The 24,746-nt window shown below is 71.6% G+C and carries 20 protein-coding genes, 1 tRNA gene and 2 pseudogenes; 9 read left to right on the forward strand and 14 right to left on the reverse strand.

Annotated features, from left to right (window positions below):
- Positions 1–81 precede the first annotated feature (81 nt).
- The gene (locus O1G21_RS11195; RefSeq protein ID WP_270142942.1) at positions 82–1,122 is read left to right on the forward strand and encodes a tyrosine-type recombinase/integrase; all 1,041 of its coding nucleotides are present in this window, start codon (positions 82–84) and stop codon (positions 1,120–1,122) included.
- Positions 1,123–1,661: 539 nt separating this feature from the next.
- Positions 1,662–2,504, forward strand: coding sequence for an SDR family NAD(P)-dependent oxidoreductase (locus tag O1G21_RS11200; RefSeq protein ID WP_270142943.1), 843 nt, complete (start codon positions 1,662–1,664; stop codon positions 2,502–2,504).
- 384 nt (positions 2,505–2,888) lie between these two features.
- Here the strand turns inward: O1G21_RS11200 and O1G21_RS11205 are convergent.
- Positions 2,889–3,383 (reverse strand): annotated as a pseudogene (locus O1G21_RS11205) (ISAs1 family transposase); the annotation flags it as partial.
- Positions 3,384–3,601: 218 nt separating this feature from the next.
- On the opposite strand from O1G21_RS11205, the gene O1G21_RS11210 reads away from it, so the two are divergent.
- Together O1G21_RS11210 and O1G21_RS11215 are read left to right on the forward strand one after the other, a co-directional pair.
- Positions 3,602–3,769 (forward strand): hypothetical protein, encoded by a 168-nt coding sequence (locus O1G21_RS11210; protein WP_270142945.1) that lies wholly within the window; start codon positions 3,602–3,604, stop codon positions 3,767–3,769.
- A 39-nt stretch (positions 3,770–3,808) separates the two neighbouring features.
- Entirely contained in the window at positions 3,809–4,021 is a 213-nt protein-coding gene (locus O1G21_RS11215; RefSeq protein WP_270142947.1) for a tyrosine-type recombinase/integrase, read from the forward strand.
- Positions 4,022–4,189: 168 nt separating this feature from the next.
- Here O1G21_RS11215 and O1G21_RS11220 read toward each other — a convergent pair whose 3' ends face one another.
- The 5 genes from O1G21_RS11220 to O1G21_RS11240 all read right to left on the reverse strand — a co-directional run bounded on the left by O1G21_RS11220 (position 4,190) and on the right by O1G21_RS11240 (position 11,469).
- A complete protein-coding gene (locus O1G21_RS11220; protein WP_270142949.1) occupies positions 4,190–4,918 on the reverse strand; it encodes a DUF4232 domain-containing protein in 729 nt (242 codons plus the stop codon).
- A gap of 127 nt (positions 4,919–5,045) precedes the next feature.
- Positions 5,046–7,766: an AfsR/SARP family transcriptional regulator gene (locus O1G21_RS11225; protein WP_270142951.1), complete on the reverse strand. Its 2,721-nt coding sequence runs from the start codon at positions 7,764–7,766 to the stop codon at positions 5,046–5,048.
- A 216-nt stretch (positions 7,767–7,982) separates the two neighbouring features.
- Positions 7,983–9,050, reverse strand: coding sequence for an acyl-CoA dehydrogenase family protein (locus tag O1G21_RS11230; RefSeq protein ID WP_270142953.1), 1,068 nt, complete (start codon positions 9,048–9,050; stop codon positions 7,983–7,985).
- Entirely contained in the window at positions 9,050–10,219 is a 1,170-nt protein-coding gene (locus O1G21_RS11235; RefSeq protein WP_270142955.1) for an acyl-CoA dehydrogenase family protein, read from the reverse strand. Before O1G21_RS11235 ends, O1G21_RS11230 begins: the two co-directional genes overlap by 1 nt.
- Before the next feature lie 56 nt (positions 10,220–10,275).
- On the reverse strand, positions 10,276–11,469 hold the full coding sequence (locus O1G21_RS11240; protein WP_270142956.1) for a CaiB/BaiF CoA transferase family protein: 1,194 nt from the start codon (positions 11,467–11,469) through the stop codon (positions 10,276–10,278).
- A gap of 299 nt (positions 11,470–11,768) precedes the next feature.
- On the opposite strand from O1G21_RS11240, the gene O1G21_RS11245 reads away from it, so the two are divergent.
- On the forward strand, positions 11,769–13,220 hold the full coding sequence (locus O1G21_RS11245) for a CoA transferase (RefSeq protein WP_270142958.1): 1,452 nt from the start codon (positions 11,769–11,771) through the stop codon (positions 13,218–13,220).
- On the opposite strand, the gene O1G21_RS11250 is transcribed toward O1G21_RS11245, so the two are convergent.
- Positions 13,210–14,166 (reverse strand): LysR family transcriptional regulator, encoded by a 957-nt coding sequence (locus O1G21_RS11250; RefSeq protein ID WP_270142960.1) that lies wholly within the window; start codon positions 14,164–14,166, stop codon positions 13,210–13,212. The two genes, O1G21_RS11245 and O1G21_RS11250, sit on opposite strands and share 11 nt — an antisense overlap.
- Before the next feature lie 162 nt (positions 14,167–14,328).
- On the opposite strand from O1G21_RS11250, the pseudogene O1G21_RS11255 reads away from it, so the two are divergent.
- Positions 14,329–14,589: pseudogene (locus O1G21_RS11255) on the forward strand (ATP-binding protein); the annotation flags it as partial.
- Between the two features lie 247 nt (positions 14,590–14,836).
- Here the strand turns inward: O1G21_RS11255 and O1G21_RS11260 are convergent.
- Genes O1G21_RS11260 through O1G21_RS11270 form a run of 3 tightly spaced genes read right to left on the reverse strand, consistent with a single transcriptional unit; the run spans position 14,837 to position 17,036 of the window.
- Complete coding sequence (locus tag O1G21_RS11260; protein WP_270142962.1) at positions 14,837–15,181, reverse strand: CU044_2847 family protein; 345 nt, start codon at positions 15,179–15,181, stop codon at positions 14,837–14,839.
- Complete coding sequence (locus tag O1G21_RS11265) at positions 15,178–16,554, reverse strand: ABC transporter substrate-binding protein (protein WP_270142963.1); 1,377 nt, start codon at positions 16,552–16,554, stop codon at positions 15,178–15,180. Before O1G21_RS11265 ends, O1G21_RS11260 begins: the two co-directional genes overlap by 4 nt.
- On the reverse strand, positions 16,551–17,036 hold the full coding sequence (locus O1G21_RS11270) for a hypothetical protein (RefSeq protein WP_270142965.1): 486 nt from the start codon (positions 17,034–17,036) through the stop codon (positions 16,551–16,553). The genes O1G21_RS11265 and O1G21_RS11270 overlap by 4 nt, the downstream gene beginning before the upstream one ends.
- A gap of 402 nt (positions 17,037–17,438) precedes the next feature.
- Between O1G21_RS11270 and O1G21_RS11275 the strand changes: the two genes are divergently transcribed.
- Together O1G21_RS11275 and O1G21_RS11280 are read left to right on the forward strand one after the other, a co-directional pair.
- A complete protein-coding gene (locus tag O1G21_RS11275) occupies positions 17,439–18,581 on the forward strand; it encodes a hypothetical protein (RefSeq protein WP_270142967.1) in 1,143 nt (380 codons plus the stop codon).
- A 199-nt stretch (positions 18,582–18,780) separates the two neighbouring features.
- Positions 18,781–20,232 (forward strand): tyrosine-type recombinase/integrase, encoded by a 1,452-nt coding sequence (locus tag O1G21_RS11280; protein WP_270142969.1) that lies wholly within the window; start codon positions 18,781–18,783, stop codon positions 20,230–20,232.
- Here the strand turns inward: O1G21_RS11280 and O1G21_RS11285 are convergent.
- From O1G21_RS11285 to O1G21_RS11300, 4 genes are all read right to left on the reverse strand, one after another.
- Positions 20,198–20,271: transfer RNA gene (locus O1G21_RS11285), tRNA-Pro, on the reverse strand. The genes O1G21_RS11280 and O1G21_RS11285 overlap by 35 nt on opposite strands.
- Before the next feature lie 148 nt (positions 20,272–20,419).
- On the reverse strand, positions 20,420–21,733 hold the full coding sequence (locus O1G21_RS11290; protein WP_405000625.1) for an MFS transporter: 1,314 nt from the start codon (positions 21,731–21,733) through the stop codon (positions 20,420–20,422).
- Positions 21,734–21,912: 179 nt separating this feature from the next.
- Positions 21,913–22,701, reverse strand: a complete 789-nt coding sequence (locus O1G21_RS11295) for a DUF1684 domain-containing protein (RefSeq protein WP_270142971.1) — start codon at positions 22,699–22,701, stop codon at positions 21,913–21,915.
- Between the two features lie 188 nt (positions 22,702–22,889).
- On the reverse strand, positions 22,890–23,750 hold the full coding sequence (locus tag O1G21_RS11300; RefSeq protein WP_270142973.1) for an acyl-CoA thioesterase: 861 nt from the start codon (positions 23,748–23,750) through the stop codon (positions 22,890–22,892).
- A 270-nt stretch (positions 23,751–24,020) separates the two neighbouring features.
- Between O1G21_RS11300 and O1G21_RS11305 the strand changes: the two genes are divergently transcribed.
- Positions 24,021–24,668, forward strand: coding sequence for an alpha-ketoglutarate-dependent dioxygenase AlkB family protein (locus tag O1G21_RS11305; protein ID WP_270150915.1), 648 nt, complete (start codon positions 24,021–24,023; stop codon positions 24,666–24,668).
- Positions 24,669–24,746: the final 78 nt, after the last annotated feature.

Genomic DNA, 24,746 nt, shown 5'->3' on the forward strand with positions numbered 1-24,746 from the left:
AAACGGCAGTCCTGCCAGGCGACGTATACCTTCCCGCGGCGGCGGGGCGGGTTCGCCAGTCGGGCGGAGGCGGCCCGGGAGATGGCGCGGGTGCTGGATGCCGAGTACCGGGGCGTGTACGAGGACCGGACGCTGCGCGTCGGGTTGTTCCTGTATGAGTGGCTGGAGGCGAAGCGGGCGGCGCTGGCTCCCAACACCTGGGCGGGCTATCGGGCGTGCATCGAGCGCGACCTGGTCCCCGCGTTCGGCGGCATGCTGCTCATCGACCTGCGTCCCAAGCACATCGACGCCTGGGTCAGCACGCAGCTCGCCGCCGGCCGCGGGCCCACCACCGTCCACCACGCGGTGGCCATGCTTCGCAACGCCCTGAACCACGCGGTACGGACCTGGCGGCTGCGCTACAACCCGGCCAAGCACTCCGTACCCGCCAAGCCCCGCGCCGCCGTACGCGTCTGCTGGACCCCCGACCAAGCCGCGGCGTTTCTACGCCACAACGCCGAGCACTACGCCGACCGGCTCACCGACCTGTTCGAGGTCATGCTCGGCACCGGCATGCGCCGCGGCGAGATCCTCGCCCTCCACTGGTCCGACGTCCACCTCATGGACCGCCAGCTCTACATCCGCTGGACCCTGACCGCCGTGAACAACGGGAAGATCCACCTCGGTGAACCCAAGACCGAAGCCAGTCGCGCCTGGGTCAGCCTCTCCGCCAGGGTCATGGCTGCCCTCCACCGCCAAGCGGACCTCCAGATGGCGGCACACCCAGACGGGCGCCTGGAAGGCCTCGTCTTCACCCGTCCCGACGGCGAGCCGCTGCGCCCCCAGTGGGTCCTCGACCAGGTCCGCAAGCGCAGCGCCGAACTCGACCTGCCGAAGATCGGTCTGCACGACTTGCGCCACACCGCGGCCAGCATCATGATCGCTGCCGGTATCCCTCTGGCCGTCGTCTCCAAGACTCTGCGCCACGCCAACCTCGCCATCACCGTTGACCTCTATGGACACCTCCTCAAGGACTCGGCCGACGAAGCCGTCAAGGCTCTTGCCTCCGCTCTCGATCAAGCGGACGCTCGCCGGGGCAACGTGAGCCGCGAAGCTGGCTCTACCGTTCGCTTGGCCGCATAGGCCCTGTGAGAGCGCGGCGCCGGTAGTGGGAGGTGGGCTGGGCCGTCAGGGTCCGGCGGTGACGGCGTCGGCGACGGGCCTCTTGGTCAAGTATTCACGGATACCTTGGGGCAGAGGTAGTTGCCCGTGCTGATGCGTACGTCCGTGACTCCGGCGGCGATGCGGCCGAGGCCTGTACCGCGTGCGACGACGTCGCGGCGGGAGTATGCAATCCGTCCCACACGGTCCCGGCGGGCACGCTGTGTGGGGATGCGGCTGCGGCAATCCCATCCCGAACGACCAGCCAGCCCAGTGGCGAGCCGCAGGTGATGAACGCCCGCACGCCGCCCTCTCTCGCGACCGAGATCTCACCGCTGGATCATGTCGCAGGCGATCACGCTGCCGTCGAACGCCAGTCCACACTGGCCCAGCCGAGCGCGATCCCGTTCGCTGGACGGCGTGACTTGTTCAGGGGTCCCTGATGGCCAATGATAATGATCAACCTTTGCCGTACCCGGTCCTTATCGCATGTGCCTCGGACCCGACACCGGAGTTGCGCTATGAAGAGTCTGCACCGCAAGGTCGCCGTCGTCACCGGGGCGACAAGCGGCATCGGAGCCCGTATTGCGGAGGTGTTCGCCGCCGAGGGCGCCCACGTCGTCCTCGCCGGCCGCCGCGAGCAGGAAGGACACCAGCGGGCCGCGGCACTGGGCGAGTCAGCGACCTTCGTGCGCTGCGACGTGTCGGTCGAGGCGGATGTCGAGGCACTGGTCGGCCACGCAGTCGAGCGCTACGGGCGGCTCGACGTCATGGTCAACAACGCGGGCGGGCCAGGGAACATGGCGTCGGTGACCGACTTCGACTCGGCCGTTTTCACACGGACACTGGCGGTCCATGTCGCGGGCGTCATGCACGGCATCAAGCACGCCGGACGGCAGATGGTGGCCCAGCGCTCGGGAAGCATCATCAACGTGGCGAGCCTGGCAGGAAAGATCGCCGGCTGGTCCGGCCTGGACTATTCGACCGCCAAAGCCGCGGCACTCCACCTCACCCGGTGCGCGGCAGTGGACCTGGGTGAGCACGAGGTCCGCGTGAACAGCGTGTCCCCCGGTTTCGTGCCGACGGGCATCTTCGCCAAGGGTTCCGGAGCCGACGCATCGGCTGCTGACGCCACGGCCACGTCAGTGGCCGAAGCGTTCAAGCCACTGCTGGACTCCAGCCAACCGCTCCCCGGCACCGTCCTCACCGACGACATCGCCGCGGCAGTACTGTGGCTCGCCGGAGACGCCAGCCGCCTGGTGACCGGGCAGGATCTCGCAGTCGACGGTGGTATGACGGCCGGACGCCCCGCCGCGGCTTCCCGGGCCGAACGGACCCGCATGCACGACCTTCTCTCCCCCTGACCTTGAGGGAGCGCATCCGACCAGCCCCGATCGTCCGTCGCAGCCGCCACCATTGGCACCACGATCTGCCTCGGCCGGGCTGCCGATACCCCCGCGGCCACGGTGATCGGGCACGCAACGTCTACGTCGAGGACATAGACCGAGTGCGCGTTCTTCCGCAACATCATTGAATGCAAGTTCACCGGCACCGAACACAGACTGGCCATCGAGCGGTACCTCCGCGCAGGGCCGTTGCAAAGTCCGGTGATCTTGTGAGTGTGCCTGGTCAGGCGATGCCGAGGAGGTCGAGCGGGCGGGTGAAGGGCTCGTAGGAGGCGTGCCGGAGGCCGGCGGCAATGTTGCGGAGTCCGCGCTGCCGCAGCGTGTTGATCGCCAGTTGCGGAGGGTTGCCATGTTCTCGGGGCCGTGGCCGGTGTGGATCTTCGAGGCGTCCTCGGCGAAGGTGGTGTCGCGGACGAAGTGCAGCCGGTTTTCGATGGTCCACTGCGATCTGGCGAGTTGGCCGAGTCGCTGGGGCGAGGCCTGGTGTGAGGTCAGGTCTGTGATCGCGTAGATGGTCTGGCGGCTGACGGTGCCGGTCTTGAGGTCGGCGCGGTAGCGCAGGATGCGTGCGGCCTGGACGGCGTGGGGGAAGTCCAGGCCGAGGTCGGTGACGGTGAGGGCTCTGGTCACGCGGGTCTCCTTGCGGCCGTGGCCGGTCTCGCGGTCGTAGTGGCGCGCGGTGACCTCCTTCCACGGCAACGTCCGGAGCCTGCGATGTAGTTCGGGCTGGTTTCCCTTGACCACCAGCGCCACCTCTCCCCAGTTACTGCCAGCGACGGGAACCTGATGATCATTCAGAGGCGGTCTTCGCGAGCGCCCGTCAGTCCCGGTGGCCACGGCGCAGGCCAGCGTGCCGGATTGGCTCGTGCGGGCGGATCACGGTCGCTTACCCATCGGCTACGGATCGTGATCTTCCGGGCGGTGTGTCGTCTGGAGCGTGTCCTGCCCGACTGGCCTCGCCGTGCCTCGCGCACTGCCCCGCACGCTCTGCCAACACGCCCGACCACCCGGCGAATCTTGGACCCGGAATCACCAAGTCCAAGAAGGAGACACCCGTGGCGCAGCGTACGAGCAGGGGCCGGGTCTATCGGTGCGGTTGCCAGGACGAGAACCGGAAGCAGATCGGCCCGTGGCGTCCGCAGCTGATTGCGGACGTCAAGCACGGCAAGTGGACCTATGCCGTCGACCTCGCTCCGGAGGACGGCCGGCGTCGCACCCGCTGACGGGGTGGCTTCGCCAGCCGTGCCGAAGCCGCTCGCGAGATGACTCGAGTTCTGGACGGCGAGCTGCGCGGTGTCTACGAGGACCGCCGCACCACCGTTGCCGACTACCTGCGCGAATGGCTCGCCGCGAAGAAGTTGGAACTTGCACCGAACACCTACGCCGGCTACGAGGCGTGCGTCGAGCGGGACCTGATCCCCGCCTTCGGCCGCTACCTACTGCTGGACCTGCGTCCCAAGCACATCGACGCGTAGATCACCGCCCAGCAGAAGGCCGGTCGGGGCCGAGTCACCGTATACCGGGCCGTCTCGACCCTGCGCAATGCCTTGAACGCTGCTGTCCGCTCGTGGCGGCTGCGCTACAACCCCGCCAAGCGCTCCGTCCCGCCCAGGCCCCGCTCCGAAGAGCGCACCTGCTGGACACTACCGTGCCGCGAACGCTCCGACCTTGAAGTCGGTGCCGCAGACGCTGAAGACGCCGCCCGGCGAGCCGTTCGCCTTCATCACGTTCACCGTGGTGCCCACGTCCTTGGGCAGCGCGACCTTGACGTGGGACGCCTGCACCGGGCAGGTGTAACGGGCCGACGTGGTGCCCTTGCTGTTCACGTCGTTGTACAGCACGTCCGCCACCACCGCGGCGCCCGCCGGGACGTCGACCGCGTCCGAGCCGTCCTTGGAGTTGTCCCCCGAGACCGGGCTCGCCTTGCCCTGGTCGTCGTCGGCGACCACGGTCGTCGGGCCGACGATGGTGCAGGGGGCACCCGAGCTGTTGGTGATCTTGAGGGTCGCGGCGGCGGGCTGCGCGTCACTGGCGTGGCCCGAGGACTGGAGGAACGTCACCGAGGTGTTCTTGGTCGTGCAGGCCGCGGTGACGCCGCCCCCGCCAGTGCCGGAGGACGAGCTGCCACCACCGCTCGTGCTCGTCCTGCCCCCGGACGGCGCCGAGGCCGAGCCCGCGGCCGGCGCCGAGGCCGAGTGCGCGGCCGGCGCCGAGGCCGGGGCCGAGGTTGCACCCGACGGGGCGGCTGATGATGCGCTGGTGCCGACGGCGCTGTCCTGCGTGCCGCTGCCGTCGTTGCAGGCGGTCAGGGACAGGGCGAGCGTCGCGACGGCGCCGACGGCGAGCAGGGCGGGACGGGTGGTGGTGCGCATGGCTGGTTCCCCCGGTTCTCGTTCGTGGGTCGCGATCCTGCACGAGGTCGTTTCCCCTTACACGAACTAGGGTGTTGCGGCGCGCTGGCAGATCACTAACGAGCGCGGCGGCGGCGCTAACGCCCGGCTAACGCTCCCGGATCCTGGCGTGTGCCGCCGCGTGCCGACGCCGCAGTTCGGGCAGTTCGTCCTGGTCGGCGATGCGCAGCAGGGCATCGAGCGCGGTGACGGCGCCCGCGTCGTAGCCGGTCTGCTCGGCCTCAAGCGCGGCCTGCGCGAGGCAGCGCCGCCCGGCCACGGTGTCGCCGAGCCCGGCCAGCGCCTCGCCCTGCCAGGTACGCAGGAGCACGCGCCGGGCGACCGCCTCGTGCTCGGGGCCGAGGCCGAGCGCCACCTCGGCCGCCTCGTACGCCTGCCGGTGGCGGCCCGCGCCGAGGTGGATGCGGGCCAGGTGCTGGAGCGCGAGCATCCGGGTGTGCGCGTCGTCGGCCTCGGTGGCGAGGGCGAGGGCTCGGGTGCAGGCCGTTTCGGCGGCGCCGGGTTCGTCGTCGGGGAGGGCCGCGGCGAGGTTGACCAGGGCGGTGGCCTCGCCGAGTACGTCGCCTGCGCGGGCCGCGAGTTCGGGCGCGACGCGCAGGTGCCGGACGGCCTCGGCGGTGCGGCCCTCCTCGGCGAGCACCCAGCCGAGCAGGGTCAGGACGCGGGCCTCTGCATAGGGGTCGGCGCAGGCGCGGGCGTCGGCGAGGGCGGCCTCCAGGGTGGGCGCCCAGTCGGCGAGGACCCGCCAGACCACGAGCGGCCACTGGGTCACGGCGATCCGCCAGGCCCGCTCGGGCCGGTCCTCGGCGCGGGCCGCAGCGGCGATCAGGGCGAGGTCGTCGCGTTCGGCGGCGAACCAGCCGAGCGCCTCCTCGCGGCTGGTGAAGTCCCGTACTGCGGGCGGCTGTTGAAAGTCATGAGGCTGCATGAAGGCGGGCTCCCCGCCCGGTTCCGCGGCCTCGGACGCGGACAGCGCGGTCGCCACGCAGTGGTCGTACAGGCGCAGCCGGGCCGCGGTGCGGGCGGCCGGGTCATGGCTCTGGCCACGCGCGTAGAGCCGGACCAGATCGTGCAGGACGTAGCAGCCGGGGGCGGTCTCGGTGAGCAGGTGGGCGGCGACCAGGCAGTCGAGGGCGCGGGCCGCATCCGGCGGGGTCGTGCCGGCGAGCGCGGCGGCGCTGAACCGGTCGACGTGTGTGCCCGGGTGATGGCCGAGCGCGGTGAACAGCTGCGCTGCGTCGGCGGGGAGGTGGGCGGTGGTGAGCCGCAGCGCGGAGGCGACGCCGATGTCCTCGACGGCGAGCAGCGCGAGCCGCTGGCGCTCGTCGGCGAGCCGGTCGGCGAGGGAGGCGAGGCCGAGGGCGGGGAGTTCCACGAGCCGAGCGGCGGCGACCCGCAGCGCGAGCGGCAGCCCACCGCACAACTCGGCTGTACGGCGGGCCGCTTGGGGCTCGGCGGCGGTGCGGCGCTCGCCGAGGAGACGGGTGAGCAGGGCCACGCTGTCGTCGGTGGCGAGGACGTCGAGGGCGAGGACGCGGGCGGCGTCGGAGGCGACGAGACCGGCGAGGCGGGCACGGCTGGTGACGACGGTGACGCAGCCGGGTCCCGTGGGCAGCAGCGGGCGCACCTGGGCGGAGGTACGGGCGTTGTCGAGGACGACGAGCAGACGCAGTTCGGCGGTGAGCGAGCGGAACAGGGCACCGGCGGCGTCCGCCGACTCGGGCATCCGGCGCGGTGGAACGTCGAGAGCGACGAGGAACTCCCGCAGCAGCTCGGCCGGTTCGGGGTCCGAGGTGTCGCTGAACCCGCGCAGATCGGCGTAGAGCGTCCCGTCGGGGAAGTCGGAGTGCCGGCCGGCCGCCCAGTGCACGGTCAGTGCGGTCTTGCCGACCCCGGCGGGCCCGGTGACCACGACGACCGGCCCGTCAGGTCCGGCCGCGGCCGCGGTCAGCGCGGCGCTCTCGGCGGTGCGGCCGTGGAATCCGCGCGGGGTACGAGGCAGCAGGTTGGGCCGGACCTGCACCGGGTCCGGGGCGGGTTGGGGTGTATCGGCCCGGACCGCGGGGACACTGTCGGGGCCGAGGGCGAGGGTGAAGGCGGCGGTCAGCTCGGCGCCCGGACGGACGCCGAGCTCGTCGGCGAGAACCTGGCGGGCGCGGTGGTAGGCGTCCAGGGCCTCCGAGGAACGCCCCGCGCGGTGCAGCGCCTCGACCAGCCGGGCGGCCAGCGGCTCGCGCAGCGGATGGGCCCCGGTCTCCGGCCGCAACAGCTGGACAGCGCGCTCGTGTTCACCACCCAGGACGTACGTGTCGGCGAGCAGCTCGACCGCGGCGAGCCGCGCCTCGTCCAAGGTGTGCGCGGCGGAGCGCAGCAGCGGCGACGGGTAGGCGCCGGCCAGCGCGGGGCCCTGCCACAGGGCGAGCGCCTCGGTGAGCAGCGCGGCCCTGTCACCGGGGTCGGTGGCGCGGCGGGCGAGCGCCACCAGACCCTCGAAGCGGTGGGCGTCGAGCAGCGTCTCCGGCAGTTCCAGGTGGTACGCGGCGCCGCGCGTGCTCAGCTCGACGCCGTACGCCGATGCGTCGACGGCCGCCAACAGTGCCCGCAGGCGCGAGACATGGCCTTGGATCACGGTACGGGCGTGCAGGGGGGGTTCGTCGTCCCATAGCGCCTCGGTGAGTGTGTCGACGGAGACCGCGACATTGGCCCGCAGCAACAGCATCGCGAGCAGGCTGCGCCGCTTGGCGGGCCCGAGCGGCAACGGCCCATCGCTCCCGCTGACCGACACGGGGCCGAGGACCTGGAACTCCATGGACGGAACCCTATCTTCCGAGGGCTACTGGGGATCGGGACGTCGAACCGTACGGATACCGCGCTGCTCCGTCACCGACCAGGTCGGGCCGGTCGGCGGCGGAGGCGATGGGACGAGGGAGCAGGGCTCGGCGGTGAGGGCGGTGGCTTTGACGGACCGGGCCAGGTGGCGCGGTCCATCTCGCCGGCGCGGCGATAGACGGCCGCTGACATCGGGTCAGGGGGTGCTGGTGAGCGCGGCCCAGAGGGTGTCGGCGGTGAGGGTGCGGGCCAGACCAGCGGCCCAGGTGGTCTCGTCGCCGTCCTCGTCGCGCCAGGACCACAGGCGGGTGGTGGCGAGGTGGAGCGGGTGGAGCTTGGTGATGCCGATGGCACCGTGCAACTGGTGGGCGATCCGGGCGATCTCGGCAGCCGAGGCGGATGCCTGGGTCTTCGCGCCGGCGATGGCGAACCGGGCGGCCGCAGTGCCAGCGTCCAGCGGGGCGGCGGCGGCCTGGACGGCGGCGCGGACCAGCGCGGCTTCCTCGATCAGCTTCGCTTCCTCCTGCTTGACGGCCTGGAAGCGGCTGAGCGGGCGGCCGAACTGGGTGCGCGCGGTGGTGTGCGCGACCGTCAGCTCGACACAGCGCTGGCCGGCTCCGGCGATCAGGGCCGCCCGGGCCAGGGCCGCCCGCAACTCGGCCTCCTCGAGGAGCTCGCGGGGAATCCGGCGGACCTGCGCGGCGGGGATCTCGACGCTGGCGAGGTGCAGGTCGTCGCGCGCTTCCTCGGCCAAGTTGGCGCCTGGGGCGAGGACTGCCTGGTCCGGGGTGAGGGTGAACAGGACCGGGCCGAAGGGGGCGTTGGCGAGCACCACCACGGCGGTCGCGGTGCGGGCCCAGGGGACGCGGCGCAGGGTCCCGGCGACCAGCAGGGTGTCGTCCTCGCCCGCGCTGCCGGCCGAGCCGACGGCCGAGGCGGCCGGGTGCGCGTGGCGGACCGTCAGCTGGGGGGCGATGGCGTAGGTGAGCGGGCCCTCGGGCACCGACAGGCCGGCACGGCGCAGCAGTGGGCGGGCGACCAGGGCGGTCTCGGCGAACGGGGCGGGGACGGTGCGGCGGCCGGCTTCATGGACGGCGGCGAGGAGTTCGGCGGTGCTGGCGTCCGGGGTGGGGAGGGGCACGGTCTGGGAGTCGGTGGTGTTGGTGACGGTGGCGATGGCGCCCGGGTCGGCGAAGAAGGCGGTGGTGTCGTAGTCGTCGGCGGGGATGGCGGGGGTGCTGGTGTCGATGGTGTGGGTGTTCATCAGTGCTGCTCCAGTCCACGAGTGATGATGCCGCGAAGGATTTCGTTGGTGCCGCCGCGCAGGGTGTAGCCGGGGCTGTGCAGCAGGGCGAAGGCGAGCAGTTCGGCGTGGCTGCCGGGGGTGGCGTGCGGGTCGGCCGGGGTGGGCAGGATGCTGCGGACGGAATCGACCAGCGCGCCCTCCAGGCGGGTGCCGAGGTCCTTGACCAGGGCGGCCTGGGTATCGAGCGAGGCGCCGGCGTCCAGTGCAGCGGCAACGCCGAGGGAGAGCTGGCGGATGCTGTGCAGGCGGGCGGTCAGGATGCCGACCTGGGTGAGCTGTTCGGCGGTCATGGCGCGCTGGTCGAGCTCGCGCAGCAGGGAGACCAGCAGGGGGAAGGTGGACAGGTAGCGCTCCGGCCCGCTGCGTTCGAAGGCGAGTTCGCCGGTGACCTGCTTCCAGCCGTCGCCCTGCTGTCCGAGGAGCATGGCCTCCGGGACGTGGACGCCCTCCAGGTGGAAGGCGTTGAAGCGGTGCTCTCCGCTCATCAGGTGGATCGGCTCGATCCGCACGCCCGGGGCGCGCAGGTCCACGATGAACTGGCTCAGGCCGGCGTGCTTGTCCTCGGCTTCCTCGGTGCGGGCCAGCACGATGGCGTAGTCGTTGGCGTGGGCGCCGCCGGTCCACATCTTGGTGCCGGTCAGCCGCCACCCGTCTGCGGTGCGTTCGGCGCAGGTGCGGACGGAGGCGAGGTCGGAGCCGCTGCTCTTCTCGCTCATCCCGATGGAGAAGAAGCACTTACCGGCGGCGATCCGGGGCAGGAAGAAGCGGCGCTGCTCCTCGGTGCCGTGCTGCAGGATGGACGGGCCGGCCTGCCGGTCCGATACCCAGTGCGCGCTGACCGGGGCGCCGGCGGCCAGGAGTTCCTCGATCACCACGTAGCGCTCCAGGAAACCGCGCCCGGCACCGCCGTACTCGGTGGGCAGCGCCATGCCGACCCAGCCGCGTTCGGCGAGGCGGCGGGTGAACGCGGGGTCCCAGCCGGCCAGCCAGGAGTCGGGGCGGCCGAGCACGGTACCCCGGGCGCGCTCCTCGTCGAGGAAGTCGCGTACATCGAGGCGCAGCTGCCGGGCCGATTCGGGCAGGACGGCCTCGGGAAATCCGAGCGGGGAAATTGTCGCCGTGGGCATGGTTCGCTCCGGAATGGTCGATGGGGATTCGGTCTCGGGAAATCCAGTGGATCGGGTCAGTTGGCGGAGTGCAGCAGCGCGGGGTCGAAGCCGGCCTGGCCGAGGACCTCGTCGGTGTGCTGGCCGATGGCCGGGCAGGGCCGCAGCGGCGGTTCGGGGTCGGCCGAGTAGCGGACCGGGCGACCGATGACCCGGTAGCGGCCCTCGGTGGGGTGGTCGGCCTCGTAGAGCAGGCCCCCCTCTCGGGCGTAGGCGGTGGTGGCGGCGGACTCCAGGTCGAGCACCGGGGCGGCGGCGATGCCGACCCGATCGCAGAATTCCTGCCATTGGGCGCTGGTGTGGTTCGGCGTCAGTTCCGCCATCAGCCGGTAGAGGTCGTCGGCGTGGTGGGCCCGGTCGGGGCCGGTCGCGAAGCGAGGGTCGTCGGCCAGTTCGGGACGGGCGACGAAGGCGGTGAAGTCCCGCCAGTTGCGGTCGCTCTGCGGCAGGATGCACATCCAGCCGTCGGCAGTGCGCTGGGCACGGCGCTCGGGGCTGAGCGAGCGGGTCGAGCCGAACGCGCCGTCGGGCTCCAGGCTGGCCGCGCCCAGGTGCTCGACCAGGTTGAAGGCGAGCATGGTGTCGACCATCGGGACCTCGATGTGCTGACCGGTGCCGCCGTGTTCCCGGTAGTGCAGCGCGGCCAGCACCGACTGGGCGATCTGCATGCCGCAGATCTTGTCGGCCAGCACGGTCGGCACGTAATGCGGCTGGCCGGAGACCTGGTGGTTGAGCCAGACCAGACCGCTGGTCGCCTGGATGATGTCGTCGTAGGCGGCGTGGGTGCCGTGGCTGCTGTCGCTGCGGAAGCCCTGTGCGTTGGCGTAGATCAGGCCGGGATTGACGGCCGCGACCTCGGCGTAGTCCAGGCGCAGCCGGGTCAGGGCCTGCGGGCGCAGGTTGGTGATGAAGACGTCGGCGGTCCGCAGCAGGGCGAGCAGGGCGTCGCGGCCGTGCGGGGCCTTGAGGTCGATGGCGACGCTGCGCTTGTTGCGGTTCAGGTTGAGCGCGGCGCCGCCCATACCGGGGTGGCGCAGCGGCGGGTAGTGGCGGGTCATGTCACCGGTCGGCGGCTCAACCTTGATCACGTCCGCGCCCAGGTCGCCGAGCTGCTGGGCGGCGTACGGGGCCATGATCACGCTGGCCAGTTCGACGACGCGGACTCCGGCGAGGAGTCCTCGCCCGGACGGACCGCTGGGCTCCTGGGTCATCTGCTGGTACCTCCTGAAATGTCGGGTGAAGGGCGGGCGGCCGGCGCCGCGTTGCCTCGTTCCGCAATCCAGGAAACCCGCGGGGAATCGGCACCGTCCAATACGAGTTGGGCGCCGGATCGATAGGGCGGAGGATATTCACGCGGCGCCGGCTCGGGTCATATGGGCGCGGATATCGGTGATTCGGGGAATCCGTATTGGACGGTGCGGCGCCGGACCGGCTGTTCTGGTGGAGGCCGCCCGACCGGGTCGGCCGCCGCGGCACACGCGGCTCGTCATCTCCGGAAGGAGAGTCGGACATGGCAATCGATCAGGCGCAGCGGACCAGTGCGGCGTACCGGGCCCTGGAGGGCCTGTACCGCGAGTTGGGGATCATGGCGGCGGACACGGGCGGCACCGTGAGGATCCAGGGGGCTGACCCGGTGACGCCTTCGGTGCACCGGATCGGCGACGCCGCGGCGGCTGCCCTGGTCGCCCTGGGCACCGAGGCCGCCGTGCTCCACCGGGAGCGCGGCGGCGCGGCGCAGGACGTGACCGTCTCGGTGACGGCGGCGGTGCGCCAGCTGATGGCGGTGTTCTTCACCCGGATGCGGGGCGTGCCGGTCCATCGCTTGCAGGAGGACCCCAACCTGCTCGGCAACAGTGACTTCTACCGGGCAGCCGACGGCCGGTTCGTCTACGTGCTCCTCTCCTACCCGCACCTGCGTGACACCGCCTGCCGGGTACTGGACTGCCCGCCGGACCGCGAGCGGATCGCCGCCGCCATCGCCCAGTGGGACGCGCTGGAACTGGAGGAGGCCATCTGCACCCGGGGCGGCACCGCGATCGCAGTGCGCACCCGGGAGGAATGGCAGCGGCATCCACAGGGGCGGCTGCTGCAGGACGGCCCACTGATCCGGATCGAGAAGATCGGGGAGAGCGCGCCGGAGCCGTTCTCGGCGTTCCCACCGAAGCTGTCCGGCGCGGCGGACCGGGACCTGCCGCTGGCCGGGGTGCGGGTGTTGGACAACACCCATGTGATCGCCGGCCCGATCGGCGCGCGGATCGCCGCCGAACTGGGCGCCGACGTGCTGCACATGTCCTCGCCCGACCATCCGGACCCGACCGGGATGATCGTCGAGACCGGCATCGGCAAGCGGGCCGCCTTCTGCGACCTGCTCGACCCGGCCCAGGCCGCCGCCTTCCGGTCCGTGCTGGCCGGCACCGACCTCTACGTCTGCAACTACCTGGGTCTGGACGCCAAGGGCTTCGGCCCGGCGGCACTGGCCGAGCAGCGGCCCGGACTGGTCGTGCTGGACTTCCTCGGCTGGGGAACCGAAGGGCCGTGGGCGGCACGCGGCGGCTTCGACCAACTGGCCTCCGCCGCCACGGGTTTGGCAGCCGAGGAGGGCTCGTTCGACGCTCCCCGGCTGCCCCCGACCTACCTGCTGAACGACTACCTAGCCGCAGTGCTCGGGGCCGCGGGCGCGCTGGAAGCGCTGCGCCGCCGGGCCCGGGAGGGCGGCAGCTACCGGGTGCACGTCGACCTGGCGAAGGTCTGCATGTGGGTGCAGGACCTCGGGCTGCTCCAGCGCGCGGGCGTGGTCGAGCTGCCCGCCCCCGACCCGGCGCACGACAAGGCCGAACTGGTCACCGTGCGGGGACCGTTCGGAGAAGTGTGCTACCTGCCGACCCAGGTGCGCTACTCCACGCTGGCACCGCGCCTGTCCCGCACCGCCGAGCCGCTGGGCGCATCGGAGCTCATCTGGTGACCACAGTCCGGCGCGTTGGCGTCCCCCGCGGGTGCACCGTTGCGGGGCCCTCGATCTCGGGGCGGTGGCGCTCCATCAGCTCCAGCAGGGTGGCGACGGCCGGATCGGCGTTCGGACGGCTCAGCGCCGCGACCGTGGTCACCAACCGGTCGCCGCCCTCGATCGCGACGAAGCGGATCATCGGGTGACCGAGCGCCGCGACCCGCTCCGGGACGAAGCAGACGCACACCCCGGCCGCGGTGTAGCCGAGCATACTGGTCAGGTCCTCGGCCTGGGCACGGGTGCGCAACTCGAAACCGGCCTTGCGACAGGCGTCCTCGATCAGCGCACCGATCCGGGGCATGGCCGGCTGCGCGGCGGTCACGAACTCCTCGTCCCGCAGCCGGGCAAGCGGAACCGAACCGGCCCCGGCGAGTGGATGGTCGCACGGGACGGCCAGCACGGTGCTCTCCTCGGCCGCCTCCCGCACCTCCAGACCCGCCAGGTCGGAGACCGGCAGCCGGACCAGCGCCAGGTCCGCCACCCCTTGCCGGACCTGCTCGCACAGCTCGGCGGACGACCGCTGACGGACATCCAACCGCACGCCCGGCAACTCCCGGGCGGCCACCGCGAGCAACCGGGGCAGGTGCCAGTACCCCAGGCTGCTCACGTAGCCGAGCCGAACCGTGCCCTCGACGCCCTTGGATATCCGACGGACCCGAGCCACCGCGGCCTCCTGCGCCTCCAGCACCCGCTTGGCGTCGGCCGCGAAGGCCGCCCCGGCCACCGTCAGCCGCACTCCCCTGCTGGTGCGCTCGAGCAACAGCACTCCAAGGCCGCGTTCCAGGCGCTGGATCGCCTGACTGAGTGGTGGCTGACTCATCGACAAGCGCCGGGCGGCATGCCCGAAATGCTGCTCCTCGGCGAGTACCACGAACTGCTCCAGCAGGCGAGGGGTGAGCTCCATGACCGTCAACCCTAGGGCGCGGTTCACACACCGAACAAGGACAGGGGACACGCGGGCGATCTTCTTCTCGTTGACCCGAACGCCGGCCTCCCGCAGTTCGGAGGTCACGCGCGGTGAGCCGTAGGAGGTGACCCCCGGAACGTGGGCTGCAGGCTGCCCCCGATCGAGCCCGCCGACCGTGAGAGGATCTCCGAACGGTTCGCCCGCCTCGACGACGCCCGCAGCCGCGACGACGGCGGGGCCGGCCTCGGCCTCCCGATCGCCCGCGACATCGCCGCCATCCACGGGGGCACTCTCGCCGTCATCGACACCCCTGGCGCGACGACCTTCCGAACGTGTCTACCCGCGCTGGTTGATCGACCTGGCAGGTGCGTCAACTCCGCTACTGAACCTGCAAGCATGATCTCGGAGCTGTTCGTCTGACAGCCGTCGGGCGGCTCCGCTACCCCTGTGACCGTGAGTGCGCACAGGGCGGCGGGTTGACCGACGCCGAGAGGGCCGCGTGGGAGCGGATCCGGCTGCAAGCCGTGGAACGCTTCGAGGGCGGGTAGAAGAACCGGGACCCGCGCTGGGCGCGGTGGCTTTGGCACGTGGTTCTCGGACGAGGTGGGCTTCGCCCGGTGCGAGCTGCAGGAGACCAAGCCGAGCAGCTCGCACCGGGCGGCCTCGGTTACTCCTCGTCGTCGCCGTCTCTGCCGGCGGCGTTCTCGGGAGACCAGCGGAGCGTCACATCGAAGCGGACGCCGGCGGAGCCGCCGGCCAGGATGACGCCGACGTTCCCGTCGAGCTTGACGCCGAACTTGACCTCGATCTCATCGGGTCGGCGCGGTAGGGCGCGGAACGCGTCGATCACGTCGGATGCGGTGTTGACCACGGTATGCAGCGAGTCCCGCACCGTGGCGCCCGCTCTCTCGAGACTTCCCCAGCCGGCGGGCGCGACTCCTGTGCCGGGGCCCTCGGTCTCAACCACCAGTGTCCCGCCGGATGCGAGGGTGAATTCGGTACGTGTTGTCACTGGGCCTCCTGGCCTGGGGATCCGGACGCACAGACGGAGCTCTGCGTCGGCTGCGGATAGGCGTCGGCCTGGACTTTGTCCAGCCCGGTGAGAATCGCCGGCAGTTGGGTCGGGTCGTTCAGATAGTCGAGCACCGCGTGGTTGAACGCGGCCGCCATGGTGCTGGGCATGCTGTCCGAGGCGTCGAAGCACAGGGTGGCGGGCGAGGTCAGCAACTCGTCGATCCGGCGGGCGACGCTGTCGGTGGCGTAGCTGGACGCCATCTGCGTGGTGACGGTGCGGTTGGCCGAGAAGGCTGACTCCAACTGCCGGGCCGGCCAGATCTGCTGGGCCTGCGGGCTCGCCGGGAAGGCCATGAACTGCTCGGCCTCCGGCGAGTCGCGGAACATCGAGACGAGGTCGCCCGACACCTCGCAAGCGGGCGTCCGCATCGGCTGGAGATCGGGGAACGGGGCGAAGTCGTAGTCCTTTCCCGGGACGGGCTTGGACGGCGCCGCGGCGTCCGCGGTGACGAGGGCGCCGTGCTCGAGGTAGCAGCCTGGCAGTGCGGTGAACAGCGGATGGGCCCCCTCGCCGTAGTTGGTCAGGAGCGCGGTCAGCCGGTCGCCATGGACCGCGCCCGGTGCGGTGACGGTCTGGCCCCAGGTCTCCCAGGCCGAGCTGACCTGCGGTGAGCTCCAGTTGAGCTTGCCGTCGACCCAGGACGTGTACGCGTCGGGACCCGACTGGTGCAGCAGGATGTCCTCGATCCAGTCGGTTCCCGGCCAGCCCGAGTTGGGCGGGTCAGCCACGGCCAGGCACCAGGGCGTCTCGCCCCGCTTGACTATCGACTGGCTGGCGCCGACCAAGCCGGCCCAGCTGTCGGGTGGCTGGGTGCCGAGCCGCTGGGGGCCGTACCAGATGAGGCTCTTGACGGAGGCTTTGACCACGACGGCGTACGGATCGCTGGTGCCGGCCTCACCGAGGCGGTACCACTGGGGGCCGTAGTCGGACTTCAGCTGATCCACGAGTCTCCTGCCGAGCGTCTTGTCCTGGAAGCGGTCCAGCGGGACGAGGTCGCCCTGCTGCGCGTAGGAACGCAGCGTTCCGGGGTTCGCCATGACCGACAGGTCCGGTGCCTCGCCCTTCTGCACGTCGGTCCGCAGGACCTGATCGAGTGCCCGAGTGGGGGAGGCGTTGATGGTGATGCCGGTCTTGGCCTCGAAGGCCGTGAGCACCGCCTGGAAGGAGTCCTTCTCGACGTCGCCGGTCCAGGGCGTCAGGATGGTCAGGACGCGTCGGTCAAACGAGCCGCCGAGGCAGGACGCGGAGGCCGCCAGCAGGGTGAGGACCAGCAGGAGCCGGAGAGCTGTCCGGCGCTCGTGTCGCATCATCGGCTCCCGAACCGGTACTCGTCGATGCGCGGATTCAACGCGAAAGCGGCTGCGGCAGTTCCGGTTACAGTCAGCAGCAGGAGCAGCGCCAGGCGTTCGGTGGAGGAGGCGTCCGCGTCGGCCACACCGCTCCTGAACACGGCCTCGTCCTGGGCCTGTTGGTGACCTGCCTGCCCTGTTCCGACGGTCTCGGAGCCGGATGCCAGCGATGACGTCGCCTGTGCCAGGTGGATCCCGCAGGACTTGGCGGCCGGGCAGGCCTTTGCGACGATGGCGGACAGGTCCGCGTCGGCCTCGGCGGAGCTCCGGCTCGCCCGTTGCTGTGCCAGGGCGAGCTGCGCCAGCGTGGTCCACGGCCAAGCGCTCGGCATCGGCAGGGGGTGCGGACACGCGCCGTCAGCCCCATGCCCCAAATGCTCACTGATCACTGCCGGGTCGAAGCCCGACGGCTTCGACCCGGCACCCATGCGGGCGACATGCATACCGCCCTGCCGCAGTCAAGCAGCCTTCCTCTCAACTCTGCACTCGAGCCCGTACTTCGCTCTGCAGATGAACTCGTACACCGACACCGTCGGCGGAGACGTTGCACCCGCTTGGCAACCAGCCGCAGCGGTACGTTCGCCAAACCAGTCGTCTTACTGGACAGACCGCAATGACCACTCGCACGATCACAGGCACGCGCTGTTCGAGCCAACACCGCGCCACCGTGCATCGAGGAACCGATGAGAACACTGGTCGACCTGCGCTCGCGCCCTGAGGTCCCAAGACATCCGCCAGGACGGCCCTCGCGGCCGTCCGCCAGCTATATGGCGATGCGTCAGAATGGACCGAGACGGGTGCCGAGTGCCGAGCGCCTTCAGAGCACATCCCGGAAGTAGGGCTTCATGACCCGCTACTGCGTCGACCCCGACCGGAACGAGCTGACCGCCGCCTGGGGCACTGGCGAAGGCGACCTCACCACCCGTATCGCCGTCCTCCCCGGTGGCACGGACATCGCCGCATCCCTGCGTCTGGCCCGCGCTCTGACGCAACTGTCGGAAGCCGCCTGGCACACCTACACCCACCCCGCCAGCGCCGCCGACTCCCTGGAACCCAACAGCGAGGGCTGGCGACGCGAACAAGAACGCCAAGCCTTCAGCGAGGTCACCAAGGCCATCACCCAGCCGAACCTGCCACAGACCGGCCCGGTGATCGTCTCCTACAGCCCCCTGATCGAGTCCGCCCACCAGGTCGGCCGCGCCCTGCACACCCTCGACAATCCCGACCTGACGAAGGCCGTCCTCGCGGAGACCGCCATCGAACTCGCCGCCGTGGAGAGCGCCGAACTCGGCAACCTCACCGGCCGCGCGCAGCAGGCCGTGCTGCTCAGCCGCGAGGACGTCTCCCCCGTCCAGGTCGCCGCCGCCGACCACCTCCTCGAACAGGACCCCTTCGGCCCCGCGGCCCTGTTCTCCGATGTCGACCCGACCGCCGCCTCGGTCGCCGCCGCACACTGGCTGGCCGCCGCGGCCGAGGTCGCCGCCGACGCCTCCGGCCAGAACCCCACCGCGGTCCTCCTCGAAGCCGACGACATCGAGGCCCTCCCCCACGAGACACCCACCCTCGTCCTCGAACTCCTCGACTCCGGCGCCTCCCCCAACGACGCCGTCACCACCCTCGTCCGCCACGCCATGCACGTCGCCGACGGCCTCCTGCCCGACCCCACCGCCCTTCGCGAGCAACTCGACGACTTCGAGGAGACCCTCGCCGAGTACGCCGGCGACGAACCGGACATCGAGGACGTCGCACTGCGCCTGACCCCGCTCGACCCCAAGCGCCCGGCCCGCGATCTTCTCGAAGACCTCCTCGCCGGCATCCACGGCTGCTGGCTCCTCCACAGCGAGTACGACGAACTCGACAACAAGGAGGAGGACGACACCGAGAACGACGAGGAACGCGAGGCCGAAGCGCACCAGCACCACAGCCCCGCGCGCTTCGCCCAGCTCGTACGCGCAGCCGCCACACGCAACCACGACCGGCTGATCTGAGGCGCCCGGTACCCGAGAGAGCCCGACCGGCACGGTCACACGCGGAATCGACAAACCCACTCAGGGTTCTTCCCTTGGCGCCCGCTCACGGGAGACCCCCAGCTCATCCTCACTTTCCGGGGCTGGTGGTCGCATGGTGGTCGCCTGCGACGCCCAGACTGGAAGAGAACGATCCGCGCACCCCTTCGAGGCGATCACCATGCGCAGCTCACGCACCACCGGCGACCGCGGACGCGTCTACCGGCGCTGCGGCTGCCGCGACGACCACCGCCGCCAGCTCGGCACCCGCTGCCCGCACCTCGCCACCGACCCCCGGCACGGCAGCTGGGCCTTCGCCGTCGACGCCCCCTCCACCGACGGACACCGCCGAACCATCCGCCGTGCCGGTTTCCCGGACGAGACAGACGCTCGCATCGCCCTGCGCCGCTTCAACGAGTCCCTGCCCATCGGTGTCGTCACCGACCCGAGGCAGAGCACCGCCGACTACCTGACCGGCTGGCTCGCCGAGAAGGAGCTCCACCTCAAACCCACCACCATCGCCCGCTACCGCGACTACATCGAACAGGACCTCATCCCCGCCCTCGGCGCCATCCCCCTCGACGACCTCACCCGCCCGCACCTGCGCGCATTCGTCACCAACCAACTGCGCCACCACCGCGGCAGAGTCACCGTCCACCGGATCATGTCCACCCTCTCCAGCGCCCTCAGCGACGCCGTCACCGGCGAACGCCTCCCCCGCAACCCCGCGAAGCCTCCGCTCATCTCCAGGCCCGCCGCAGCCGAACGGCACCTGTGGACCGAAGAAGAGGCGGCCCGCTTCCTGCGCTTCACCCACCTCACCGACCCGCTCTACGCCGACATCGCCGAACTGATGATCGGAACCGGCCTGCGCAAGGGCGAGGTCCTCGGCCTGCGCTGGAACGACGTCCACCTGCCCGAGCGCACCCTCTTCGTCCGCGCCACTCTCTCCGTCATCGACAACACTCGGCTCCTGCTCACCGCCCCCAAGACCAAGGGCAGCCGCGCCTGGGTCGCCCTGTCCGACCGCGTCGCCGACGCCCTGGACGACCGCGCCGGCTCACGCGCCTTCGGCCACATCACCCCCGTCGGCGGCTACGTCTTCCACCGCCACGGCCGCCCCCTGCACCCCAAGACGGTCCTCGACCGCTTCCACCTGCTCTGCGACAAGGCCGGCGTCCCCCGCATCGCCCTGCACGACCTGCGCCACCTCGCCGCCAGCTTCGCCATGGCCGCAGGCGTCCCGCTCCCGATCGTCTCCAAGACCCTGCGCCACCGCACCCTGTCCACCACCGCGAACATCTACGCCGAACTCACCCGCCTCGCGGAGCGGGCGGCCGTCGACGCCATCGCCTGGACCCTCAACACCGCCGACCGCGCCGACCTCGGCCGGCCCGCATGCCGCGCCCGGCGCCCATGGCACCAGAACCCGCGCCCCCACCACCGCCTGGCCGCCCATCAGACGCCACAAGAGATCGAACCGACCACCGCCTGGCCGATGTGGCCCGGCGACCACACTGCGACCACCAGCCGACGGGACATCAAAAAGGCCGCTCCCGCCAGAAGCGGAAACGGCCTACGACCTGCAGTTCTGCAAGTCGGGACGACAGGATTTGAACCTGCGACCCCTTGACCCCCAGTCAAGTGCGCTACCAAGCTGCGCCACGTCCCGTGGTCTCGGTGCCGTGCGGCGGGGCCTGGGGGGCTCTGCCGGTTGGCTTCTCGACCTTGTCTCCGGTTTCCCGGCGACGTGGAAAACAATACAGCACGTCGGGGGGTGCTCGCTGCCAGGTTTCGGGGGTGGGGTGGGTCGGGGGAGCTCAGGGGGTCGGGCGGCGGGCGTCGTAGGTGAGGAAGGCGGGGCGGCGGGCGGCGAGCAGGAGGACGCAGGCGACGCAGGCGAGGCCGCCGGTGATCACGGAGGTGGCGGGGTTGGAGAGGGCGGCGACGGCGCCGGACTCGAAGTCGCCGAGGCGGGGGCCGCCGGCCACGACGACGATGAAGATGCCCTGGAGGCGGCCGCGCATCTCGTCGGGGGCCGCGACCTGCATCATCGTGTTGCGGAAGATCATGCTGACGGTGTCGGCGCAGCCGGCCACCGCGAGCAGCAGGAGGCCGAGCCAGAGGTTGTGGAGGGCGCCGAAGGCGGCGATCGCGAGGCCCCAGGCGGAGACGGCGGCGAGGATCGCGACGCCCTGGCGGTGGACCCGGCCGACCCAGCCGGAGAAGAGCGCGCCGATCAGGGCGCCGACGGCCGGGGCGGAGACGAGCAGGCCGACGGTGCGGGCGTCGCCGGCGTAGAAGGTGACGGCGATGGCCGGGAAGAGGGCGCGTGGCATGCCGAAGATCATCGCGGCCAGGTCGGCGAGGAAGCTGGTGCGCAGGTTGGGCTGCTCGCGCAGGAAGCGCAGGCCGTCCAGGACGGAGGCGCGGCCCTTGCGTTCGCCGTGCGGCCGCATGGCGGGCAGGCGCCACATGGCATAGAGGGTGCCGGTGAAGGCGACGGTGTCGACGAGATAGGCGGCCTGGGCGCCGAAGGCGCCGATCAGGACGCCGCCGAGCATCGGGCCCACGGTGAGGCCGAGGTTCATGCTGACGGTGTTCAGTGCGTTCGCCGCCGGGAGCTGGCGGGCGGGGACCAGCCGGGGGATCATCGCCGAGCGAGCCGGCGAGCTGAGCGCGAAGAACCCGGCCTGGACGGCGACGGCGGCGTAGAGGACGGCCACCAGGCCGAGCCCGGCCAGGGCCTGGGCGGCGAGTACGGCGGAGACGGCGGCCAGGCCGGCCGAGCCGATCAGGCCGAGCTTGCGCCGGTCGACGGTGTCGGCGATCGCGCCGCCGTACAGGCCGAAGGCGACCAGCGGGACGAGCGAGAACAGGCCCACCAAGCCGGTCGCGAAGGCGGAGCCGGTCAGGTCGTAGACCTGGACGGAGACGGCCACGGCGGTCATCTGCTGGCCCACGGAGGACACCGCCTGGCCCGACCAGACCCGGCGGTAATCGGGGTGCTCGCGCAGCGGGCTGAGATCGGCGAAGGCCCGTCGGTACCAGGGAAGTCCCGGCGGGGCAGGGGAGGCGGGGACGGCGGGGACGGACTCGGCGGTCGGGGCGTCAAGGGATTGGTTGGTCGTCACAACGGTCCATAGTTGCTCCGGACCCCGCCGCACCCGACACCGGGGGCCGCCCTGTTCCTTCCCCGCCGCCCGAACCCGCCGGGCCGACGAACCAAGCTGTGCCCAGCCGAGCCGACGAGCCCAGCCCGGCCGACGAGCCGCCGAACCCAGCCCGGCCGACGGGCCAGGAGGCCCGCCGCCTACCTGCTCAGCACCTGCTTCTCCCCCGCCTCCACCGCGAAGTCCAGCCGGTTGCCCGGCGGCGGGAACGGGCAGATGAAGTGGTCCGCGAAGGCGCAGGGCGGCAGGTAGGCCCGGTTGAAGTCGAGGACCGTCCGGCCGCCCCCGTCGGGGGCCGGCAGGGTGATGAAGCGGAAGCGGTAGGTGTCGATGCCGCTGGTGGCGTCCGCGATCACGCCGGTGAGGCGCTGACCGGAGCGGCCCACGGTCAGCGTGCGGTGCTCGCCCGCCACCGTGAACTCGATCGTCCCGGTGACCGCCAGCGGCCGGTCCTTGCCGTCCGCGTTCGGGACCAGCACCGACTGCCCCTCCTCCTCGAAGGGGGTGTAGACGGCGGGTACGGCCCACTCGGGCGCGTAGGGGTAGGCGGAGATGCCGGCGAAGCCGACCCGTCCGGGCGAGGCCGGGTCGAAGACCCGGAGGGCGAGCTCGCCCTCCCGCTCGATCGGGACGAGCAGCAGCTCGCCCAGGGTGGCCGTATCGGCTGCCGGGTCGGTGTCGGGGCGCAGCAGCGCCTCGCCGTCCACCGGCGCGTCGGCGCCGTCGACGGTGATGCCGTCGGCGGCCGTGGCCCGCAGCCGGACGCCCTCGGCGTCGGCCCACCAGTGCCCGGGCAGGCCCGGGACCTCGACCGGCTCGGGCCCCAGCCAGTGGGTGCCGGTGAGTGCGAGCTGGCCGTGCGGGGCGCTCACCGACGCCGCCCGCTGGTCACTCCAGTGCTTCCAGTCCTCTGCGGCCGTCGCCGTCATCGGTCAACCCTCCCGGTCCGGTCCGCGGACGGCCCGCTGTTCGAGCCGTCCGTCTCGGTCATCCTGCACAACACCACCCGCCGGTACGGATCATTCCCCGGCCCCGGCAAGCCGCCGAACCGCAAAGAGACTGCAAGACAGCGCAATGCGGCGGCAACACCCGGCGGCCGGGATCCGGACACCGGCCCTCAGCCCCTCAGGGGCCGGAACAGGCCCTCCTGCACCACCGACACCACCAGCTGCCCGTCCCGGTCGAAGATCTGCCCGCGCGCCAGGCCGCGCGCGCCGTGGGCGATCGGGGACTCCTGCTGGTAGAGCAGCCAGTCGTCGGTCCGGAACGGCCGGTGGAACCACATCGCGTGGTCCAGGGAGGCCATGTCGAAGTGCCGGGTGCCCCACAGCGGCTCGACGGGGGCGCGGACGGCGTCCAACAGCGTCATGTCGCTGGCGTAGGTGAGGGCACAGACGTGGATCAGCGGATCGTCCGGCAGCGGGCCGTTGGTGCGCAGCCACACGCCACTGCGCGCCTCGACGTCCACCAGCTCCTCCTTGTTCCAGCGCAGCCGCTCGACGTAGCGGATGTCGAAGGGCTGGCGGCGGCTGATGAACGGGGGCAGCTCACCGAGCCGGGAGCCGACCTCGTCCAGGGCGCTGGGCAGCTCCTCGGGTGCCGGGACCGGCGGCATCGGGTACTGGTGCTCGATGCTGCCCTCCTCCGGTCTGTGGAAGTCGGCGGTGAGCGAGAAGATCGACCGGCCGCCCTGGATGGCGAGCACCCGGCGGGTGGTGAAGGTGCGGCCGTCGCGGATCCGGTCGACCTGGTAGACGATCGGCACGCCGGGCACCCCGGGGCGCAGGAAGTACGCGTGCAGCGAGTGCACGGGGCGCTCGCCCTCGACCGTGCGCCCCGCCGCGACCAGCGCCTGCCCGGCGACCTGGCCGCCGAAGGTCCGCTGCAGCGCTTCCTCGGGGCTGCGCCCGCGGAAGATGTTCAGTTCGATCTGCTCCAGGTCGAGCAGATCGACGAGGTCGTCGACGGGGGTACCCATGCGCGCGCTCCCTCTCGTTGTTTCGATCGAGTTCTCCAGCTCACTCGAATTCTCCGGCGGCCCGGGTCATTCCCGCTCACCGGCCCCGGCGACCGATTCACTCGAACGTGTAAACGAGTGGACAGGCCGACGAACGGCCGAGCACCCTCGAAGCTCCCGCCCCCGCGCGGCGGAGCGGAGCGGGAGGATGGTGAGGTGAGTGGTGAGGCGGGTGGTGAGGTGATCCAGGAGGACCTGTTCGGCGACCAGCCCGACGGTCCGGGCGCGCGGATGCGGTCCGAGCCCGCGCCCGGCGCCGTCCTGCTGCCCGGCTGGCTGGAGCCCGCCGCGCAACTGCAGCTGGTCGCCGCCTGCCGGGAGTGGGCCCGGCCACCCGCCGGGCTGCACCGCGTGCGGATGCCCACCGGCGGGGTGATGTCGGTGCGGATGGTGAGCCTCGGCTGGCACTGGTACCCGTACGGGTACACCCGGGTCGCCGAGGACGGCGCGCCCGTCAAGCCGTTCCCGGAGCTGCTCGGGGAGCTGGCCCGGCGTGCGGTGGTGGAGGCGTACGGGGACCGGGCCGGGGAGATCGCGGGCGCGACCTCGTACGCACCGGACACCGCGATCGTCAACCACTACCCGCACGGCGCCAAGATGGGCCTGCACCAGGACCGCGACGAGCGCGTGGACGCACCGGTGGTCTCGCTATCGCTGGGCGACGACTGCGTCTTCCGGCTCGGGAACACCGAGACCAGGACCCGGCCGTGGACCGACCTGGAGCTGCGCAGCGGGGACTTGCTGGTGTTCGGCGGGCCGACCCGGTTCGCGTACCACGGGGTGGTGCGGACGCTGCCGGGGACGGCGGACCCGGCGCTCGGGCTGGTGGGGCGGCTCAACGTCACGGTGCGGCAGTCAGGGCTGAGCGAACAGGGCTGAGCGCGTAGGGGTGAGCGAATACGGCTGAGTGAACACGGGTGAGCGAACAGGCTGAGTGCGTAAGGCTGGGCACAGCAG

Origin of the sequence: Kitasatospora cathayae, from assembly GCF_027627435.1 — a bacterium.
Classification (GTDB): Bacteria; Actinomycetota; Actinomycetes; order Streptomycetales; family Streptomycetaceae; genus Kitasatospora; species Kitasatospora cathayae.

Bases quoted from the DNA above. Each gene is read 5' to 3' on its own strand.
- O1G21_RS11240 (WP_270142956.1), bottom strand. From the start codon at position 11,469: ATGACCCAGGAGCCCAGCGGTCCGTCCGGGCGAGGACTCCTCGCCGGA.
- O1G21_RS11280 (WP_270142969.1), top strand. From the start codon at position 18,781: ATGCGCAGCTCACGCACCACCGGCGACCGCGGACGCGTCTACCGGCGC.
- O1G21_RS11265 (WP_270142963.1), bottom strand. From the start codon at position 16,554: ATGATGCGACACGAGCGCCGGACAGCTCTCCGGCTCCTGCTGGTCCTC.
- O1G21_RS11220 (WP_270142949.1), bottom strand. From the start codon at position 4,918: ATGCGCACCACCACCCGTCCCGCCCTGCTCGCCGTCGGCGCCGTCGCG.
- O1G21_RS11235 (WP_270142955.1), bottom strand. From the start codon at position 10,219: ATGCCCACGGCGACAATTTCCCCGCTCGGATTTCCCGAGGCCGTCCTG.
- O1G21_RS11250 (WP_270142960.1), bottom strand. From the start codon at position 14,166: ATGGAGCTCACCCCTCGCCTGCTGGAGCAGTTCGTGGTACTCGCCGAG.
- O1G21_RS11305 (WP_270150915.1), top strand. From the start codon at position 24,021: ATGCGGTCCGAGCCCGCGCCCGGCGCCGTCCTGCTGCCCGGCTGGCTG.
- O1G21_RS11295 (WP_270142971.1), bottom strand. From the start codon at position 22,701: ATGACGGCGACGGCCGCAGAGGACTGGAAGCACTGGAGTGACCAGCGG.
- O1G21_RS11275 (WP_270142967.1), top strand. From the start codon at position 17,439: ATGACCCGCTACTGCGTCGACCCCGACCGGAACGAGCTGACCGCCGCC.
- O1G21_RS11270 (WP_270142965.1), bottom strand. From the start codon at position 17,036: ATGCATGTCGCCCGCATGGGTGCCGGGTCGAAGCCGTCGGGCTTCGAC.
- O1G21_RS11225 (WP_270142951.1), bottom strand. From the start codon at position 7,766: ATGGAGTTCCAGGTCCTCGGCCCCGTGTCGGTCAGCGGGAGCGATGGG.
- O1G21_RS11200 (WP_270142943.1), top strand. From the start codon at position 1,662: ATGAAGAGTCTGCACCGCAAGGTCGCCGTCGTCACCGGGGCGACAAGC.
- O1G21_RS11230 (WP_270142953.1), bottom strand. From the start codon at position 9,050: ATGAACACCCACACCATCGACACCAGCACCCCCGCCATCCCCGCCGAC.
- O1G21_RS11195 (WP_270142942.1), top strand. From the start codon at position 82: ATGGCGCGGGTGCTGGATGCCGAGTACCGGGGCGTGTACGAGGACCGG.
- O1G21_RS11215 (WP_270142947.1), top strand. From the start codon at position 3,809: ATGACTCGAGTTCTGGACGGCGAGCTGCGCGGTGTCTACGAGGACCGC.
- O1G21_RS11245 (WP_270142958.1), top strand. From the start codon at position 11,769: ATGGCAATCGATCAGGCGCAGCGGACCAGTGCGGCGTACCGGGCCCTG.
- O1G21_RS11300 (WP_270142973.1), bottom strand. From the start codon at position 23,750: ATGGGTACCCCCGTCGACGACCTCGTCGATCTGCTCGACCTGGAGCAG.